General features: G+C 46.4%; 17 protein-coding genes. 10 read left to right on the forward strand and 7 right to left on the reverse strand.

Annotated elements, in window-relative coordinates; translation table 11 throughout:
• Nucleotides 1-175: 175 nt before the first annotated feature.
• Nucleotides 176-388 (forward strand): 30S ribosomal protein S21, encoded by a 213-nt coding sequence (gene rpsU / locus Q0171_RS01420; RefSeq protein ID WP_023949316.1) that lies wholly within the window; start codon nt 176-178, stop codon nt 386-388.
• Between the two features lie 114 nt (nt 389-502).
• Here the strand turns inward: rpsU and kcuS are convergent, their stop codons facing one another.
• The 3 genes from kcuS to Q0171_RS01435 form a co-directional block, all read right to left on the reverse strand.
• Nucleotides 503-736 (reverse strand): KCU-star family selenoprotein, encoded by a 234-nt coding sequence (gene kcuS, locus Q0171_RS01425; RefSeq protein ID WP_299326092.1) that lies wholly within the window; start codon nt 734-736, stop codon nt 503-505.
• A gap of 130 nt (nt 737-866) precedes the next feature.
• On the reverse strand, nt 867-3,089 hold the full coding sequence (locus tag Q0171_RS01430) for a carbon starvation CstA family protein (protein WP_299325911.1): 2,223 nt from the start codon (nt 3,087-3,089) through the stop codon (nt 867-869).
• A gap of 9 nt (nt 3,090-3,098) precedes the next feature.
• Nucleotides 3,099-3,245 carry a hypothetical protein gene (locus Q0171_RS01435; RefSeq protein ID WP_299325913.1) on the reverse strand — a complete coding sequence of 49 codons (147 nt, stop codon included), beginning with the start codon at nt 3,243-3,245 and terminating at the stop codon, nt 3,099-3,101.
• A gap of 141 nt (nt 3,246-3,386) precedes the next feature.
• Here Q0171_RS01435 and Q0171_RS01440 point away from each other — a divergent pair, with 141 nt between their 5' ends.
• The 9 genes from Q0171_RS01440 (at nt 3,387) to Q0171_RS01480 (ending at nt 14,469) form a co-directional block, all read left to right on the forward strand.
• Nucleotides 3,387-4,493 (forward strand): MlaE family lipid ABC transporter permease subunit, encoded by a 1,107-nt coding sequence (locus Q0171_RS01440; protein ID WP_299325915.1) that lies wholly within the window; start codon nt 3,387-3,389, stop codon nt 4,491-4,493.
• Nucleotides 4,494-4,606: 113 nt separating this feature from the next.
• Nucleotides 4,607-5,314, forward strand: a complete 708-nt coding sequence (locus Q0171_RS01445) for an ATP-binding cassette domain-containing protein (RefSeq protein WP_299326094.1) — start codon at nt 4,607-4,609, stop codon at nt 5,312-5,314.
• Entirely contained in the window at nt 5,299-6,066 is a 768-nt protein-coding gene (locus Q0171_RS01450) for an MlaD family protein (RefSeq protein ID WP_299325917.1), read from the forward strand. The genes Q0171_RS01445 and Q0171_RS01450 overlap by 16 nt, the downstream gene beginning before the upstream one ends.
• Complete coding sequence (locus Q0171_RS01455; RefSeq protein WP_299325919.1) at nt 6,063-6,749, forward strand: hypothetical protein; 687 nt, start codon at nt 6,063-6,065, stop codon at nt 6,747-6,749. The genes Q0171_RS01450 and Q0171_RS01455 overlap by 4 nt, the downstream gene beginning before the upstream one ends.
• A 113-nt stretch (nt 6,750-6,862) precedes the next feature.
• Entirely contained in the window at nt 6,863-8,080 is a 1,218-nt protein-coding gene (locus Q0171_RS01460; RefSeq protein WP_299326096.1) for an HD domain-containing protein, read from the forward strand.
• A 181-nt stretch (nt 8,081-8,261) separates the two neighbouring features.
• Nucleotides 8,262-9,740, forward strand: a complete 1,479-nt coding sequence (locus Q0171_RS01465; RefSeq protein WP_299325921.1) for a TolC family protein — start codon at nt 8,262-8,264, stop codon at nt 9,738-9,740.
• A gap of 9 nt (nt 9,741-9,749) precedes the next feature.
• Nucleotides 9,750-10,451, forward strand: coding sequence for an HlyD family efflux transporter periplasmic adaptor subunit (locus tag Q0171_RS01470; protein WP_299325923.1), 702 nt, complete (start codon nt 9,750-9,752; stop codon nt 10,449-10,451).
• Between the two features lie 47 nt (nt 10,452-10,498).
• The gene (locus Q0171_RS01475; protein WP_299325925.1) at nt 10,499-13,570 is read left to right on the forward strand and encodes an efflux RND transporter permease subunit; all 3,072 of its coding nucleotides are present in this window, start codon (nt 10,499-10,501) and stop codon (nt 13,568-13,570) included.
• A complete protein-coding gene (locus tag Q0171_RS01480) occupies nt 13,567-14,469 on the forward strand; it encodes a hypothetical protein (protein ID WP_299325927.1) in 903 nt (300 codons plus the stop codon). Before Q0171_RS01475 ends, Q0171_RS01480 begins: the two co-directional genes overlap by 4 nt.
• Before the next feature lie 62 nt (nt 14,470-14,531).
• On the opposite strand, the gene Q0171_RS01485 is transcribed toward Q0171_RS01480, so the two are convergent.
• The 4 genes from Q0171_RS01485 to Q0171_RS01500 form a co-directional block, all read right to left on the reverse strand.
• The gene (locus Q0171_RS01485) at nt 14,532-16,985 is read right to left on the reverse strand and encodes a ribonuclease R family protein (RefSeq protein ID WP_299325929.1); all 2,454 of its coding nucleotides are present in this window, start codon (nt 16,983-16,985) and stop codon (nt 14,532-14,534) included.
• Between the two features lies 1 nt (nt 16,986).
• Nucleotides 16,987-17,187, reverse strand: a complete 201-nt coding sequence (locus Q0171_RS01490) for a hypothetical protein (RefSeq protein WP_299325931.1) — start codon at nt 17,185-17,187, stop codon at nt 16,987-16,989.
• A 52-nt stretch (nt 17,188-17,239) separates the two neighbouring features.
• Nucleotides 17,240-17,881 carry a hypothetical protein gene (locus tag Q0171_RS01495; protein ID WP_299325932.1) on the reverse strand — a complete coding sequence of 214 codons (642 nt, stop codon included), beginning with the start codon at nt 17,879-17,881 and terminating at the stop codon, nt 17,240-17,242.
• Nucleotides 17,882-17,997: 116 nt separating this feature from the next.
• Entirely contained in the window at nt 17,998-19,125 is a 1,128-nt protein-coding gene (locus Q0171_RS01500; RefSeq protein ID WP_299325934.1) for a restriction endonuclease subunit S, read from the reverse strand.
• Between the last annotated feature and the right edge of the window lie 25 nt (nt 19,126-19,150).

Below are 19,150 nucleotides of genomic sequence, written 5' to 3' on the forward strand. Positions count from 1 at the left end.
GTGCTCGGAGGGATTCAAACCCCCGACCTACAGGACCGCAACCTGTTGCTCTATTCAGCTGAGCTACGAGCACAAAGAGCTGGAATTATAGCCAAAGTGTTTTAAAGTTAATTTAAATATGCTAGAATCTGCGCGCCTTAAATGGCTAAAATACAACAGAAAGTAGGTGATGTAGATGCCGGGCATAAAAGTTAGAGAAGGCGAGTCTTTTGATGAGGCGTATCGCAAATTCAAAAAGCAAACCGATAGAAATCTTGTCGTAACCGAGTGTCGCGCGAGAAGGTTTTTTGAATCCAAGACTGAAAAACGCAAAAAACAAAAGATCAACGCTAAGAAAAAAATGCTCAAACGACTTTATATGTTGCGACGCTACGAGTCTCGACTATAATCCCGCTAGCCCTTTTGGGCAGGGATTAGCTATATCTGCTTTAATTCTGCTATTTGATTTTCTTGATTCTGCTTGTTTTGTAGTGTTGCGTAAGTTTTGTGAAAGACATAGATTCTAGCAGCAGCGATTTACTCCGCCGTTATATCGAGCTTCAAGTGCTTCTTTGAAAAATTCTTTTTGTGATTTGATTTCTCTATCTGGGTGTTTTGTGCGCATATGCTCGACATATTTATCATAGCTTGGCATGCCTACTAGCAAATGAAAAAACCTATCGCTTCGTTTATAGAGAAATCGTAGTGTATTCCATGCACGAGCGCAGGTGCTTGCTAGGGTAGATTCTCCGCGCACAAGCACTGGCGGGTAGAATCTAGATTCTACCCCACTTGCTGGGCTACTATTTATACTATTGTGATCTGGCTCTGTGCTCGTTTGTCGTGCTAGCATCTATGCTCCTTATGTTCGCTGCCAATTTATCAGTCTAGTTTGGCTGCAAGGAGAAATTTTTACTCTCTTGATATGGTTCTTCTCTAAGTGGGAATCTCTCTCCCTTGCCAATAGCTGTGAGATAGCAGATTCTAATTGTTGCGCCAATCACCACAAGCGTTACAAAGATAAATATCGCACACAGCACTGCATCAAGCGCATGATTATGGATAAGAATATCGGCTTTGCTTACGACTTTTTGCCAGCCTTCGAGGCTTTTGCCCTCTAGCATTGTGCTAGCATCTGCGCCCATTTCTTGTAGCTTGGCGATGAATGTTAAGGCTTTTTCTTTTAATGCAGTTTGATTTTGCACTGTAGCGACATGACTTACCGCATCATGCACGCGCTCGCCATTGGCTGGGAGGAGCTTTTGTATCGCGGCATAGAGTGTAGTAAGTAGCACCCAGAATGCTGGCACAATTGTGATCCAGCTGTGTTTTGCTTTCCCCATTTTAAATAGCACCACTGTGCCAAGTAGCAGCGCAATCCCTGCTAGCATTTGGTTACTCGCGCCAAAGAGTGGCCAGAGTGTATAGATTCCGCCTTGTGGGTCGATCGCACCTTGATAGAGTAGATATCCCCAGCCTGCTACGCAGATTGCCGAAGCGATTGTCCCCCAAGTAGCGGATTTTGTATTAGCCATGGGCTTGTAGATATTCCCTAGCACATCTTGGATAAGGAAGCGTCCAGAGCGAGTCCCAGCATCAACAGCAGTGAGAATGAAAAGCGCTTCAAACAAAATCGCAAAGTGATACCAGAATGCGATGGATTCTTTACCCCCAGCAACTTCGTGGAGAATCTGTGTAAGTCCTACAGCAAATGTCGGTGCACCGCCTGTTTTGGCAATCAGTGTAGGCTCGCCCACATTTGCTGCGGATTCTGTGATGAGATTGGCGATATGACCATTTGCGAGCATTTCAGGCTGGAGGACAAAGCCTGCGTTTTGCAAGATCCCTTTCACACTCTGCTCCACAGCGCCCATATCTGCTCCCAGCGCAGTTGCAGCAGCAGGGTCAAGCACAGCTAGCGGGGAGTTTATCGCGAAATACAACCCTGGCTCGAGGATACACGCAGCAATGAGCGCCATAATCCCTACAAGCGATTCCATAAGCATGGAGCCATAGCCAATCGCGCGGGCGTGGGATTCTTTCTCAATCATTTTTGGCGTGGTGCCACTAGAGATGAGTGCGTGAAATCCGCTTATCGCACCGCATGCAATTGTAATGAAAAGAAATGGAAAAATTGAGCCAGCAAACACCGGACCAGTTCCATCGATAAATGCTGTAACCGCAGGCATTTTAAGCGTAGGATTGACAAGCAAAATCCCAACAGCCATGGCTACGATTACACCGATTTTCAAAAATGTGCTGAGATAATCTCTGGGCGCTAGGAGTAGCCACACAGGCAAAATTGAAGCGATGAATCCATAGGCAATGATGATGAGAGATAGGGTGGTTTTCTCTAGTGTGAAAAGCGCATGCCAAGGGTGGGCAGGGTCTGCCACAGCATGACCATAGTAGAGAGCTAGCAGCAGTAGTGCAAACCCAATTACACTAGCTTCGCCCACACGACCAGGACGCAAGTAGCGCATATAGATTCCCATAAGCACCGCGATAGGGATTGTCATAGCGATTGTGAAAAGTCCCCAAGGAGAATCAGCCAGCGCATTGACAACAACCATCGCCAAAATCGCCACGATGATAAGCATAATAAACAATATCCCCACCATAGCAATCGTGCCCGTAACTTTGCCCATTTCGTCTTTGATAATCTCGCCTAGCGAGCGACCATTTCGACGCATAGAGATAAAGAGCACAGTGAAGTCATGCACCGCACCTGCTAGCACGACTCCCACAAGCAGCCAAATCATGCTAGGCATGTAGCCCATTTGTGCTGCTAGGATAGGACCTACAAGCGGACCAGCTCCAGCAATCGCAGCAAAATGATGCCCAAAAAGCACGATTTTATTTGTAGGGACGAAATCCTTGCCATCATTATTGATAAGCGCAGGTGTCGCGCGATTATCATCGAGCTCAAAGACCTTTTCTGCGATATATTTACTATAAAAGCGATAGCCAATCATATAAATACACACAGAAGCGATTACAAGCCAAGTCGCGCTCACTTCCTCGCCATGATTTAGCGCTAGCATGCCGAAGTAGAATGCCCCTACTACAGCAACCAACAGCCACACAAGATTTTTTACCACTGCATTCATCTATGCTCCTTAATTTTCAGGGTGTAAAACTTGCACATCGCTAAGTGGGCTTACGCGCGCTTGCGTCAATGCGCTCACAATCACGCGATCCCCTATACAATGCCAAAGTCTCCAAAGTGTAGCAGATTCTGCGAAAAATCCAAGAATCCCAATCATAAAAGTAACAATAAATCCAAAAAATGTTCGATATGTAACATTTACTAAAATCCTTGCCCAATTTTCTGGACATAGAATCTTGTAGTATAATGCCGGCTCGCTTTTGTTTATGCAATTTAAAATGATAAGGGCATTTTACCAGTGCAAGCACCATATTTTCATATCCATAGAGATTCTGTAGGCGCTATTTGCATAACCATTGGGGGCGTGTGGGATTTTCGCATTGCTAAATCTAAGCTAAATTCTCTTGCTAGTGCCCTGCACAAACATCAAAATAAGCGTCAAATCACGCAAATTATGTTTGCTGATGATGCGAGGATTGATCTTGCCTTTGGGATATTTTTGAAGCAACATTTGCGTAGCACCCCTGAAATCATCGCTAGCAACGAGATTAACGCTACGCTTAATCAATGCCTCATCGCCTCTATCCCGCCTACACCTAAGCATAGTTTTGTAAAGCTGTTTTTCGCACAGCTTGGGAAAGGTGTGTATGAGTTTTTTCAAAGTTTTGTAGATTTTCTTAACTTTGTAGGAATGAGCTTCTACTACCTTGTGATTTCACTTTTCCATGGTAATATCCGCCTAACCCCGCTACTCTATCATATCAACGAGTCAGGTTTCAAAGCCCTGCCTGTAAGCCTGCTGACAGCATTTATCGTAGGGTTTGCTATCGCGCTGCAAGGCGCAGTGCAGCTAGAGCTCATGGGTGCGCCGCTTTTGAGTATCGAGATGACAGCCAAGCTTTCACTGCGTGAGATGGGACCATTTATCTTGGCGCTTGTCATTGCTGGGCGCAGTGCTTCGAGCTTTACCGCAGAGATTGGTGTCATGCGACTAACTGATGAACTAGATGCGATGAAAACGATGAATTTTCACCCCGTGCCATTTCTGGTTATCCCAAGGCTTTTTGCGCTTATCATTGTTATGCCTTTGCTTGTGTTTTTAGCCGATGCTTTTAGCCTGTTAGGAGGTATGCTGGCGGTGTATTTGCAGCTGGGGATTGACATGGGCTCCTATATCGATAGGGTGCATGAGAGTGTGAGCTGGACGCACTTTTTCATCGGCATTGTTAAAGCGCCGTTTTTTGGTGCGGCAATTGCGCTTGTGGGGTGTTTCCGCGGATTTTGTATCAAAGAAAACACTCAAGAGCTTGGGCGGATCACGACCATAAGCGTGGTAAATGCGCTTTTTTGGATCATTGCTATTAACGCGATTTTCTCATTTATCACTTCAAGGCTTGGGATATGAGTGTGCAAATCCAAGCCCAAAATCCCACCTCCCAGAATCTAGCTTTGCCAAATCTAGCTTCACGCCAGCCCATTATCCAGGTGCGCGATCTCTGCACAGCCTATGGCGAGCGTATGATCCATGATCACATTAGCTTTGATATCTATCAAGGTGAGATTTTTGGGATTCTGGGCGGGAGTGGTAGCGGGAAATCCACCTTACTTCGATCTATGATTTTGCTCAATCGCCCTAGAAGCGGGCAGGTGCTGATATTTGGGCAAGATATTTGGCAGCTGCGTGATCCTAGCACACTGCTTACGCGATGTGGCGTGTTGTTCCAGTTTGGTGCGCTTTTTAGCTCGCTAACCGTGCTGGAAAATGTAGGAATCCTGCTTGAAGAATACAGCGCCTATCCACGCTCAAGTGTTGCCGAGGTGGCAAAATATCTTCTCTCACGCGTAGGTCTAAGCCCTAAAGCCTATCATCTCTATCCCCATGAGCTAAGTGGCGGTATGAAAAAGCGCGTAGGGCTAGCACGCGCGCTTGCGCTTAATCCTAGTATATTGTTTCTTGATGAGCCAAGCAGTGGGCTTGACCCAGCTAGTGCGCAGCAGCTAGATGAGCTTATCTGTGCGCTACGGCAGGAGTTTGATATGACAATTGTGATGATTACACATGATTTAGATTCTATCAAAGACACCACCGATAGGTTTCTCATGCTCTATGAGGGCAAAATCGAATTCCTGGGCAATCTAAGTGAGCTTGCAGGTGCGATACACAGCCTAGATTCTAGTAATTTATTTTTCAGCAAACGAGGAGAGCGGCTATGGAAAGACGCGTGAATTATGTGCTTATTGGCGGGATATTTTTTGCCATATTGATTGGGTTTGTGGTATTTATTTTGTGGTTTGGGAGGCTTGGGTTTGATGAGAGCAAGCTTCGCACTTATACGATCCGCACTACTTATGACATCTCGGGCATTTCAGTAAAAACCCCCATAAAATATAAAGGCATAGTTATCGGCAGTGTCAAAAGTATCAGTTTTGACAAAGAGCAAGTGGGCGTAGTGAAAATCCTTCTTTCTATCGATCGTGCTATCCCTGTGGCTAAGGGCTCTAGCGTGCTTATCGACTCACAAGGTTTAGCTGGGCTTAGCTATCTTGCCCTGCGCCAGAATCCAAAGGGCGAGCCTATCGTCGATGACAACGATGCGATTTTAAAGCTTGAGCAAAGCTTTTTGGGCAAGCTTAGTGATAAAGCAGATTCTGCGTTAGAAGAAATGCTAGGCGTGCTTGGCAGCGTGGAGCAGCTTCTAAGCGAGCGCAATGTTTCTAACCTAAGTCGCACGCTTAGCGCGCTTGATGGCTTCTCTGCCCAGCTCCCAGCTCTAAGCCAGAATCTAAACCACACACTTCATCAAATCAACAAGCAGCTCGATGAGGTGCAAGGCGGCGTGCTAAGTGCGGCTAGCTCGACACTCTACCAGACACAAAAATCCCTCCAGCATGTCGATATACTCTTGCAAAAAACCACCAATTTGCTTGATAAATTTGACCGCAATCCTTATCCTACTATTTTTGGAGCTAGTAAATGAGAAGCCTAATAATCCAAAATCTTGCTCACAATCCACGCCAAAGCCCACGCGCTTTTGTCAAGACTCTAGGGACTCTATGTGCTAGTGTGGCTATTGTAGTTGCCATTAGTGGCTGTGTGAATCTCAAAGTTTCCACGCCCAAGCAGCACTACTATACTTTAGAGTCTAGCGCGACTATACAATCACGCTTAAAAACAGAATCTAAAGACCAATGCCCAAGTCTTACCACGCTGCGTTTAGAGATTGAAATCCCCACATACATAAACACCCAGCAGATTTTGCTCCATACCATTTCTGGTGAGCTCACCCCGCTGCCAGATACAAAGCTACTAGGCTTGCCAGCAGAGCTGATGGCTCAAGCGCTCCAAGCGCGTGCAGTAGATACATGCACACTGCTAAGCCCACTTACTACTACGCCGATGACTTTGCGTGTGCGGCTGCGCGATATGGGGATCATCGAAGATGAGAAAGTTGCGTTTGTCAGTATGGATTACATGCTTTTCCTTGGGCAAGAAATCCAAGAGGGCAATACACTTACTATCACAAATGATGTTGTCAATGAAGGGCGGGCGTGGAATACGCATGGGCAGATTCTCGCACTCCAAGGTGCGTTTGACTACGCGCTGGATAGCATTATCCGCCAAATGCAGCAGGATATTAAGGCTTACAAACCCAAAAAATAGTGCATAGCTAACAACCCAAGCACGAAAGGATCTTCTTGCAAAATGACAAATCACTTGTAGATTCTGTGCCAGAATCTACAATCAGCCCAGAATCCAGCGCCCCTCAAGCTCACTTGTCTGCCCAGAATCCAGCGCCCCTCAAAAAGCCGCGCCTAAATGCTAAGCTGTTGCGCAGAATCTTTGTCGCCGCCTCTATCCGCAGGTGGAATGACCAAGCTTGTCCGGTGGAGTTTGTCGAGCTCGATAAGCAAGCGCATAAAATGGTCATCGCCTATTTGTTTGCCAAATACGAGGAGTGCGAGGGTGGGGAGATTGACTGGGAGCGGTTGATCGAGTATTTTTGCTTTGATTTTTTCGAGCGTGTGGTGCTTACAGATATTAAGCCCCCCGTTTTCCATGAGCTACAAAGATACCACCGCAAAGAGTTTGCGCATTTTGTGATTAGCGAGCTGCAAAGCGATCTTGGGGAGTATGAGTTTTTTGACGATATGGAGCATTATTTCAAGCATCCACCTCAACACATTGAAAAGCAGATTCTCCAAGCAGCGCACTACTATGCCTCTAAATGGGAGTTTGATATTATTTACCACTTCAATCCCTATATGTTTGATGTGGGCAATATCAAAGCCATAATCGACAAAGAGGTCGAGCGTCATTACAATCTACATGGCATGAAGCAAATGGTGCTATTTAAGCAGATTGGTGAGATTGTTACGATGTTTGGTCAGCTTCGATTCCAGAAGCGCTGGAGCCAGACTCCGCGAGTGCCTGCGACTTCTGTGCTAGGACATACGCTAGTAGTGGCACTCTGTGGGTATTTGCTAAGTCTTGATCTAGGCGCGTGCAGGCAAATGCGTATCAATCATTTCTTGGGCGGGCTTTTCCACGATCTCCCAGAGATTCTAACGCGCGACATCATCTCGCCTATCAAAACTTCTGTCGCAGGGCTAGATGAGCAAATCAAAGCTATCGAGGCGCGTGCAGTAGAGGAGAAAATCCTTGCCCACCTGCCAGAATCTATGCGCACAGATATTATCTATTTCACGCAAAATGAATTTGCCAACCGCTACAAAATCGAGGATTTCACGCACTACACCAAAGACTCTGTCGAGCTTTTTGCTAGCTACAACAGCGATGAGTATAGTCCGGTGTGTGGCGAGTTTCTCAAAGCCTGTGATCATTTAAGCGCATTTTTGGAAGCCAGAATCTCCATAGCACATGGGATTTCTAGTGCTGATCTTATCCAGGGTGCGCAGGGGATTTTGGATAAACGCAAGGATATGGTGGTAAATGGGCTAGATTTAGGTGCGCTCTTCCGCGAATTTGTGTAGGCTTTGCCTTAGATTTTGGCATTGCGTCATTGTGAAATTGGCTAGCGGTGAAATCGCGCAAAATGCGGGGCTGCAAATATAGTTGCACATACAAGTATTTAAGACTATATTAAAAATTTTGTGTTAGAATCCCGGACTTTTATTCAATGAAAATATGCGCAGTGATATGTTAGGAGAGAATATGCGATATATGGTCTTAAGCGGTGCTTTGTGTGTTTTGCTCGCTGGGCTGCACGCCCAGCCTGCCCAGCTCCCAGAAGCTGACGGAGGCGCTGGCAGAGAATCTGGCAAGAAGCTTAGCATGGCAGATTCTGGTGCTTATGTTGGCTCCTCTGCCCAGAGTCCCCAAGCCAGCGAGAATCTAAGTTTTAATGAGTTGCTTGCACAGATTGAGGCGATGACGGATAATTCCAAGCAGAAAGTTGGGCTTAAAGATTTGCTGCTTGGCGCGGATAATAACTACTCCCTTCAAGCCCAAATGCTCCAAGCAGAGTCCAACAAAAAAATCGCCTCTGTGGCAAAAGCCGCTTTCCTTCCAAGACTAGATGTGGATTATGGCTATCAGTATAACTACAAAACCATCGACAATATGATGCAATTTGGCAACTTTGGCAACTATCAAACCCAAGCAGCAAATGCGAGATTCTCACTTGATTTGTTTAGTGGCTTTAGCACCATTAACATGATACGGGAGAAAAACGCCACATACCGCTCATCAGTCGCTGATGTAGAATATGCCAAGCAAAACATCTATCTCCAAGTCATTCAGCAGTATTACAGCTACTTTAATAATCTCTCCCAGCTTCTCTCTCTCAAGCGTCAGCTCGAGCAAGTTCGCACAGATATGAAGCGTATCGAGAGTCTCTACTCCTCTGGGCTTGCTACTATCGATGATCTAGAGTCCCTGCGCTCGCAAGTCTCATCAAGCGAGTATCAAATCGCAGACATGAAGTTAAGCGTGGAGCAAAATATCCTCATGCTTAAGCATTTGACAAATATGGAGTTTGATGGGCTAAAGCGAGAGGATCTCGCTATCCCCGCACTCAAAGATAATCTCGAGCGTCAAGATATCATCTCGCTACGCGAGCAGATTAACGCGCTTAAATACCAAAACAAGCAGCAGCACTACTACCCTATAGTAACACTTACTGATACCTATACTTGGCAGATTCAAAAGCCAGAGTATGTAACCAACCCCACAAAATTTGGCAGCGACCCATCGATGGCGTCATTCTATCAGCGTATGTTTCCAACTCACGCCAATGTGCTTGGTGTAACAGTTACGCTAAAGCTTTTTGATGATATTGGTGTGAGCTTCCAGAAGCAGGCTTTGCGTCTCTCCCAGCTTGCGCAAGAAAAGCAGCTCGCCTACAAGCAAGCAGAGAAAACAAAAGACGAGCAGCTCTATCGCAAAACGCTTGAAGTGGCACAAAGCAAAATCGCCTCCGCAGAAGCAAGCTTGAAATCAGCCAATATTTCGTTTGAAAATGTGCGCAAGAAATACAACAATCAGCTAGTAAATTTCACCGACTACCTACGCGCCCTAAGCACCAAATACAACGCCGAAGCCACCTACAACCAAGCGCTCAACAATTATGAGCTGCAAAAGGCAAATTATATTTTCTACAGCGGACAGCAAATCCAAGAATATGTGAAATAAGGAGCAACGATGAAAAACCTACTATTTACAGCGGCAATTTTGTGTGCAGGCATACTGCATGCTGAAGATGTGTATGCGATTTTTAATGTCAAAGCCGTGCAAGATGCCAATCTCTCGCTAGATTCTGGCGGTATTGTGGATAAGATTCTAGTCGATGTAGATACGCAGGTGAAAAAGGGCGATACCCTCCTAACGCTTGCTAACAAAGACAAAGTCTCCCAGCTCCAAGCCATAAAAGAGCAATATCTCTTTGCCAAAGCACAATATGAGCGCTATAACAAAAGTGCCGATGTCGTGGATAGAAATACGCTCGATCAATACCGATCAAACTACAAAAAGCTTGAAGCTGACTACAACTACTACCAATCAACCTATGATAAAAGTGTCTTGCGCGCACCATTTGATGGCGTAATCGCAGAGAAAAAAATCGAAATAGGCGATGGCGTTAGCGGTGCTGGGACAGCACTTTTCCGTCTTGTGAGTCATAAGAAAAAGCTTGTATTGCAGTTTGACTCTAAATACCAGGACAAAGTGCGTGTGGGGGATTTGTATGAGTATAGTATCGATGGTGGAGGTGTGAAAAAAAGCACGACAATCACCAAAATCTATCCAGCCATAGATACCAATACAAGAAAAATGACTGCAGAAGCCATGGTGGAGAACTCCATGGTGCCCGGGCTTTTTGGTGATGGCTTCATCAAGACACGCTAGATTCTAGCCACTTAGCTTCAAGCTAGCCCAAAGTAAGGAAGAAGATAATGTATAAATTTGCCATAAATCGCCCCATCTCAACGCTAATGTTCGTGCTTGGGGTTATATTTTTTGGTGTGCTTGGGTTTAAAAAGCTCCCGACTGCACTATTCCCTAATATCGATTTTCCCATTATCCTTGTGAGCACTGTGTATCCGGGCGCGTCTCCTACGACTATCGAGAGCAAGGTTACTGATAAAATCGAGGAGCAAGTTCTAGGGATTGATGGGCTTAAGCAAGTTACTTCTATGAGCGTGCGTAACACCAGCCTTGTCATCGTGCAATTCCAGCTTGATAAGCCTATGGACCAAGCAGTGAGTGATGTCATCAACAAAGTCTCATCTGTTACTTTTACAGACGCAGATATCCGCAAGCCTGCCATTGATAAAATCGACACAAATGGGCAGGCGATCATCTCGCTTTTCCTAAGCAGCGACACGCACTCCCAGCCTGATTTGATGAAGCACGCTGATACAATCATTAAGCCCCAGCTCCAAAAGGTCAGCGGTGTGGGCGGTGTGCAGCTAAATGGCTATCGCGAGCGCCATGTGAGAGTCTATCCAGACCCCACGCTCATGGCAAAATACAACATCACCTACGCCCAGCTAGGCAGCGCGATAGGCAAGGAAAACATCGAGCTTGATGGCGGGCGGATTGTCAATGAGACCAGAGAATTTGCTATCACCACTGATGGCAATAGTGCGAGCGTGGAAAAAGTAGGCGATATCCGTATCGCTGATAATGTTTTGCTCCGCGATATTGCGGTGGTAGAAGACGGGCTAGAAGAGTATAAAACCTACGCGGCTTTTGATAACAAAGGTGGCGTCATCATGGAAGTGCAGAAAATCGCAGGGGCAAATGATATTGCTATCGCTGATGGTGTGTATAAAGCCCTGCCGATGATCCAAGCAGTAAGTCCAGGCTATGAGGTGCGCACATTCCTAGATACCACAGAGTTTATCCGCGCGAGCTTGCATGATATTGAAGTGGATTTGATTTTGGGCGGGATTTTGGCGGTGAGCATTGTGTTTGTTTTCTTGCGCAATGTAACAATCACGCTTGTTTCAGCGATTTCTATCCCTGTATCTGTGCTTGGGACATTTGCGCTGGTGCAGATGATGGGCTACTCGCTCAATATGCTTACCATGATGGCAATCACGCTCTCCATTGGAATCATCATCGATGATGCGATTGTCGTTATTGAAAATATCCACAAAAAGCTAGAATCCGGTATGGGCAAGCGCGAGGCGGCGTATGAGGGCGTGCGTGAGATTGCCTTTGCGATTTTTGCTATTTCTGCGATGTTGCTCTCCGTCTTTATCCCTGTGGGGAATATGTCTGGGATTATCGGGAAGTTTTTCCAAAGCTTTGGGATTACCGTAGCACTTGCTATTGGTGTCTCATATATCGTGGTAATGACCGTGGTGCCGATGGTTAGCTCGCTTGTAGTTAGCCCTAAGCAGTCCAGATTCTACCACTGGAGTGAGCCATATTTTGTCAAAATGCAAAATGCTTATGCCAAAACACTACAAGTCGTTATGAGTCAAAAAACTATCGTAACAATCCTTGTTTTCGCAGTATTTGCTAGCTCGATTTTTGTGCTAAGTAAGCTTGGAATGGACTTTATGCTTAAAGAAGATCGCTCGCAGATGTATTTCTGGGTGCAGACAAAGCCGGGCATTAGTATCTATGACATGCGCAAGAAAACCGAAGCCCTGCAAAAGACAATCATGGCAGATTCTGCCAATGTCGAATACACCACAATCCAAGTCGCCTACGGCAAAACGCAAAACACCAACAAATCCAAAATCTATGTCCGCTTGAAAGATGAAAAGCAGCGCAATGTCGATCAATTTAGCTGGGCTAGAGATATGGCAAAAACGCTTTATGCACTGCCTGAAGCGCAAGGGCTTGTGATTATCCCAGCGGAAGTCCCACTTATTGGCGGAGGGGACAACTCTGCCTTGCAGGTGGTCATCTACTCGCCTTCTCAAGCCCTAGTTGATGAGAGTGCGGCAAAACTTAAATCTATGCTGCTTGAAGGTGCGCTTAAGGGCAGTGTGGTGGATTACCACGAGAGTGTCTCGGACTGGACGCCGGAGTATCGTCTGCATGTCCTGCGCCAAAATGCCAACCAATATGGCATAACCGCCCAAGATATAGGGCAGGCGATTAGCTCGGCATTTGCTGGGGAGAATAAAATTGGCTACTACAAAGAAAACGGAAAAGAATACAGCATAACCTTGCGCGTGCCAGATAATCGCCGCGTGAGTGTAGAAGATATTAAACGCATACAGATTAAAGCTGCTAATGGAGAGAGCATCTTTATCGATGGGCTTGTAGAGATAGAGCAATCTAGCACGCCCTCTATCATCAATCGCTACAATCGCCAGCGCAGTATCACTATCTATGCCAACCCAGCAGAAAAAGATGGCAAAAAGGTGGATCTAGCGACATTGCTACGCACTATCGATGATAAGCATAGCGAGTGGGCAAGCGAGGGCGTGGGCTATGTCTTTAGTGGGGAGGCAGACAATCTCACAGAGACACAAGAAGCCTTTGGGATAGCCGTAGCCACCGCCTTTGTGCTAATCTACTTAATCCTAGCGGCGTTGTATGAGTCGATTTTAGAGCCAATTATCATTATGGTAACAATGCCTCTAAGCTTTTCAGGTGCGTTTTTCGCGCTGGGGCTTGTGGGGCAGCCACTTAGTATGTTCTCACTTATGGGGCTTATCTTGCTCATAGGTATGGTGGGGAAAAACGCCACCTTGCTCATTGATGTGGCAAATGAAAAGCGCGAAGAGGGCTATGGTATCGCTGAAGCGATTTTACTCGCAGGAGAGCTGCGACTGCGCCCAATCCTTATGACAACCATTGCTATGGTCTTTGGTATGCTGCCCCTAGCCTTTGCCACAGGGCAGGGCTCATCGATGAAATCAGCCATTGGGATTTGTATGATTGGTGGGCTTATTGTCTCGATGTTTTTGAGCTTGCTTATCGTGCCGGTGTTTTACAGAATCCTAGCGCCAATCGATGATAAAATCAAAAAATTCTACAAAAAAGCGCCAATCCAGTGATCCCTACCAAGCAGCTGCTGAAAGCTTCCCTAGCAGTGCTGGCGTGCGCGCTTCTCTCCGCACCCACTCTATATGCCACACCAGAATCCACAGATTTCCCAAGCCCTAGTAAATCCCACAAGTCTCCCAAGCCCACAGAATCTACACAAACCACAGGCGCAGCAGCCAAAGACTCCAGCGCGAGTTTAGATACTGATAGGGCAGAATCTAGCGCCATAGATTCTGGTGCGAGCCCCATAGAGCCTGCGCTGGACTCCCCTATGCCAGAGAAATCTGCCAAATCCAAAACCCCTCCCGCCAAATCCAAGTCCCCCGATGAGGTAAAAGATTCTGCCAGAGCCAAGCCCATTGCCAAGCCAGCTAGCTCTAGCGTAGGCATTTCGAGAATCTTTATTGGCATGGGCGGCGGAGTCGTCTTGCAAGATCATATTTCGCAAGATTCCCCAGCGCTTCAGCACCTCCACCCCGCGCTTAGTATCACGCTTCGCGGGGGCTATGAGCATGAGTTTTTTGGCGCTATGCCGCTGCGGCTGTATTTGGACTATATGGTTGGGATTGCGCCTGTGGGGATTGAAAGCACAATCACGAGCAATTTTCTCCTAAATGCCGATGTGAGCTACTACCACCGCGTGCTAGAGAATCTACGCCTAGGTGTGTTTGCGGGGCTTGGGCTTGGCTATGGGACCTATGGCAAAGAAGTCAAAGAAGACCCAAGCGCTAGCGACTCTATCCTTGCTAAAGGCTTTGTGATGTTTGCTAATGCCGGGCTTGGCGCAGAGATTGATCGCGCGCATAGGCTGGAAGCCTTGCTGAAGTTCCCTATCGTTAAGCTAGATCTCGCGCCCGCCCGCACCTACCAAGAGCTGCATGTGCTGTTTGCGTATAGCTATTTATTCTAAAGTCATTTTGGGCATATCGATTCCGCCCCTAAGCCTGTGCCAGAATCCGCAAGCCCTAGAATCTACTCTACAATCTGCGCATAGATTCTCGCCCCTATCAAATCTACGCGCGATATAAACGCTTCATACACTCCGCCGCGCATAAGCTCGTATTCTGCATGCTCGATGATCACCCGCGCGCCAAACAATCCAAATCGCCGCACCACACCAGGACACTCTTTTTCGCTGTGTTTTGGTGTGTTTTGCTGTGATTGCGCGGAGCTTTTGTGAGATTCTACCACGCCAAGCGCTGGGTAGCGCTCATCGAGGATACGCACAAGCACGCAAGTGTCTATCTCGCCCAAATCCCCGCCCCCTGTGGTATTTGTGGATTCTCCATATTCGCTGCCCTCTAGGAGCGCAAGCGCGAAGCGCGCGTATTTTCTATCGCGAAACTCCGCTTCAGCCTTAGCGATGTCGCGCTCTTTGTCATTGAGCAGAGGGATCATCGCGTTTGTGGATTCTAGCAGGTAGGCAAGGAGCTTTTGAGTTTTGGGCGTGAGGGGTGCTGGGCTTGGGGTTTTAGCAGTGCTGGTGTGGGTCTTTAGCACGATTGTGCGCTTGGGGAAGTCGCGCATGAGAGTTTTTAGCATTCTGTGCGCGAGCAAGTCGCTATATCGCCTAATAGGCGAAGTGAAATGCGTATAAGCCACAAATCCAAGCCCAAAATGCCCCTCTGGCTGTGTGTCATAGCGGGCTTCTTTCTGCGCGCGAATGATTTGGATATCAAGCTTATAGCGCGCGTTTAAATCGCCAGAATCTAGCGCACTCCCCCCACACTCCACCCCCACACCAGAATCCAAAGCCCGCTTAGGGTTTGTCTTGGCTTTTGTGCTGTGTTTTTTGGGCTTAGATTCTCGTGCTAGATTCTCATGCGCATTGGCTTGGCGCTGGAGCTCGCGGATTTGGCTGTGGAAGTCGCCTTTGGGGATTGTGTAGCCAGAGTCGCTAAGCGTGCGGAATAGGGTGTAGATTTTCTCCTGCGTGGGCGGCTCGTGTGTGCGGTAGATAGCTTGGTGCGAGTTTGGCATGAGTGCGTGAAATGCTCGCGCGCTTAGGACATTGGCTAGCAGCATAGCCTCTTCGACAAGCGCGTGGCTTGGGCTTGGGGATTTTTCTAGGATCGCCTCTAGCCTACCAGCAGAATCCAGCACAGGAGTGATGTCCTTAGTCCAGAAGTCAAATCCACTCTCCAGCCGCTTGGTCTTAAGCACCTGCGCGATGTGGGCAAACTCACCAAGCCATAGCAGGCTAGATTCTGCCCCATGATCCAGCCTAGAATCTAGTGCGCCAGAATCTAGCTCGCACGCTTTTATCGCGCGAGGTTTTCTTGCTTTGGATTTGCTCGCTTTGGCGATGATTGTGCTTGCTTGCTCGTAGCTGATATTTGCGCTTGGTGTGATGAGTGCTTCATAGAGCTTGGACTCTAGTGGCTCGTGTGTGCGTCTATGTAGGCGGATCTCCCACACAAGTGCGAGCTTTGACTCATTAGCGCGCAAGGAGCAGAGCGATTGACTAAGCGCATTTGGTAGCATGGGGTAGCAGATATGCGGGAAGTATAGGCTAAAGCAGCGCTCCCTGGCGGCACTATCGAGCGCGGTGTTTGGCGCGACATACTCGCTCACATCGGCGATAGCGACATAGAGCGTATGAGAATCCTGCTCCCAAAATATCGCATCATCGTGGTCTTTGGCATCGCTTGGGTCAATGGTGATGAAAGGCTTATCGCGCAAATCCTTTCTCGCTGGATACTCTTGGCTCTCCTGCTCTCCGGGCGCGATTTGGCTTAATCTATCATGGCTTATGCTCTCATAGCTTTTTGCCAGCTCTAGGCATGCGCTAGGGAACTCCGCCTCGCGCCTATGTTTAGCAAGGATAAGCCCCTCATCAATCCCAGGATCAAGCAAGCTCCCCAGAATCCTCCCGATACGCGCACCATCTCCGCTGTATCTCCCGCTTTTAAGCCCGTTGTTTTTACCCCCGCGCTCTAGCTCAAACACGCAGTATTTCGGCAGCTCGAGCAGGGATTTTTGCGAGAAAGGAAGCGCGATAGACTCCAGGCTCTGGCAGTCTATACCGATGATTTTGCCGCGCTTTTTGACTAGGCAGATGAGCTGGGAGCTGGGGCGGGTCAGGACTTTGATGAGGCGCGGGGTCTTGCTTCTGGTTAGGAGTAGGATAATATCGCCTTGCTCTAGCCCCAGCACCCTACCGCTTACGCGCATGGGCTTGGCACTTTTATCAGCGAGATTGCATGCGAGGATTGGTGCTTTGGCGTGGGATTTTCCGCGAGATTGGGCGATTTTGGTGGATATGGCGGGCTTTTGGACTCTGGCGAGTATGAATGCGCTATGGAGCTTATGAGTATGGCTGCTCTCATCGATAGCCCCGCAGCCCCGCAGCTGCTCATAGAGTGGGGCAAAACGCCTGGGTATATCGCGCCGCCCAGCGATAAGGCTTAGGAGAAATTCCTGCATGCTATTCCTTGCTGTCCTTTGTTTTGGGGCAGAATCTAGTGGGAGCTAGATTCTTAAGAAGCTCTTGGGATAAGGCAAGGCGTGGCAAAGCAAGGCGTAGCCGCAGCTTCTTTAAGTAATCCATTCTCACACTAGAATCCACTTTTTGAAAACGCTCCACCTTCTCACATTCTAAAAACCCTAAAAGCTCCTTTATATCCATACTCGTCCTTTAAGCTTGAATTTACAATTTTGCATTATAATGTCGGTTCTATCTAGGGGGCACTTGCCCCCACCCTTACTTCTCCATAATGCACCAAATCCTTATGAAAGCTCCCTAACAGATCGTTTAAAAACTCTACAATTTTGTCTGGGTGGATTGCTATATAAACTGCTTCATTGTGCTTATTTGTGATTTTTACATTTAATCTAGGATAGCCATTGCCTACGATTTTATAGAGATTCTCAAAATGAAAGGCGCGATTGCGAATAAGTCGCAGAAGTAATAAAATCGCTTTTGCTTTGTGATGTCGCATTATTCTTGTGTGATTTGTGTGAAAAGTATCTTTGTTTTTATCAAAATACTTCTTAAAATCTAAGGTATCCAAAAACTCTGCTTTAAAAATCGCATTATGGATTTTATAAAAATCCACTACTTTTAGCCAGAATCCTAAGTTTTGAGCGGAGATGATGCTATCTCTGCTTTGATTTTGCAAAACAATCTTTTCAAGCCATTGCGAATCCTTTTGAGATAGTAAGAAGTCTATTTTGTTTCTTATGATAATTTCTAGGATTCCTATTTTATGCGCGATATGGGCTATTAAATATAGGTTTTGCTCGTGTTCTTGTGGATTGGTATAGCCACTTAAGCGGCTTTGCGAAAAAAGCTGAAGTAAATTGCACAAATATGGCTTCATTCTTGCTTTCCTTGTTTAAAATCTAAGCGCAGATTGTAGCAAATGTTTAAACATAGGGGGCAATGCTTCACATAATATTTAAGCGAGCAGCTGGCTCATCGCGAGCCGCACAGCCTCTACTTTGTCGTGGCGCGCTTATTGGCATTTTCTCTAAAGCTTAGCAACTGCTCGCGGTAATGCTCATACTGCTTTTGCCTAGCTTCTATCTCGGCGGGCAGCCCTGCGCTTAGGTCATTTGCCAGCGTGTCAAACTTGTCTAAAATTTCTACAATGTCATTTTGCACTTTCAAGGGCGGTAGGGGGATTTTGAGATTTTTAATACAATCTTGCGACAATCTTGGAATGCTTGCTTTTCTTACTTGTGATAAAAAATAATGTTGTTGATTACATAGGGCGTGATATAAAAATCTATTCATTAAGGATTTTTCACATATAAAATAAATACAATCATCAGCAGCCCAGCAACTGCTTGAACTCCAGCCGATTTCTCCAGCAGAACCGCCCACGATTATAAAGGGCGTGTTAGCATTAACATTACTTTGATTGTAGTATCCCATAGGAGTGAGAGAATTTTGAAAAACGGGATATTTTTCGTTTTCTGTCAAATCTTTTTTTGTTACCCTCACACCTCTTTTAACTTCACACACTTCGCCTAAGGTTACAAGCTTAAGACCCCCCCCGTTTAGCATATCAGTGCGTCTTTGTAGTTCCTCAAAGCTTAAAAGCTTGTTTCGATAATATTCATACTGCTTGCGGCGCGCGTGTAATTCTGCTTGTAATTCTGCTTGTAATTCTGTAAAGGCGTCTAAAATCTCTACGATTTTTTGCTGAATCTCTAGCGGCGGAATGGGGATTTGATATTCTTTTTTAATAACTGATGGGTGAGCTTTTTTAGTGTAGTCAAACTTTTTCTTTGTCCATTCACTTATTAACGCATAGAATAAATATTTTGTATTTAGCTCATTTGTATTTGTAACTTTTATCCAGCCGCAAACATTAGTAACCGAGTATTTTAAATTGTTTCTATAAAAAAACTTTCCACCTCCGTCAATACTCCAAGTTATTCTTTCATCATCAAACATATATCTTCCATATTTGCCAATTTCTCCATTTTTAGTTGCCGAACTAGAATATACAGGGTATTCGCCTGGGCAGTTTTTTAAATCGTTTTGACTAATAATTTTCCCCCTGCCTAAATTTAAAATCTTGTTTAATTCTAGCTCCCCCAGCTCTTTATACTCCACGCCATTAGGGCAGTGCTGTTTCAGT

It is taken from the genome of uncultured Helicobacter sp., assembly GCF_937906905.1.
Classification (GTDB): Bacteria; Campylobacterota; Campylobacteria; order Campylobacterales; family Helicobacteraceae; genus Helicobacter_B.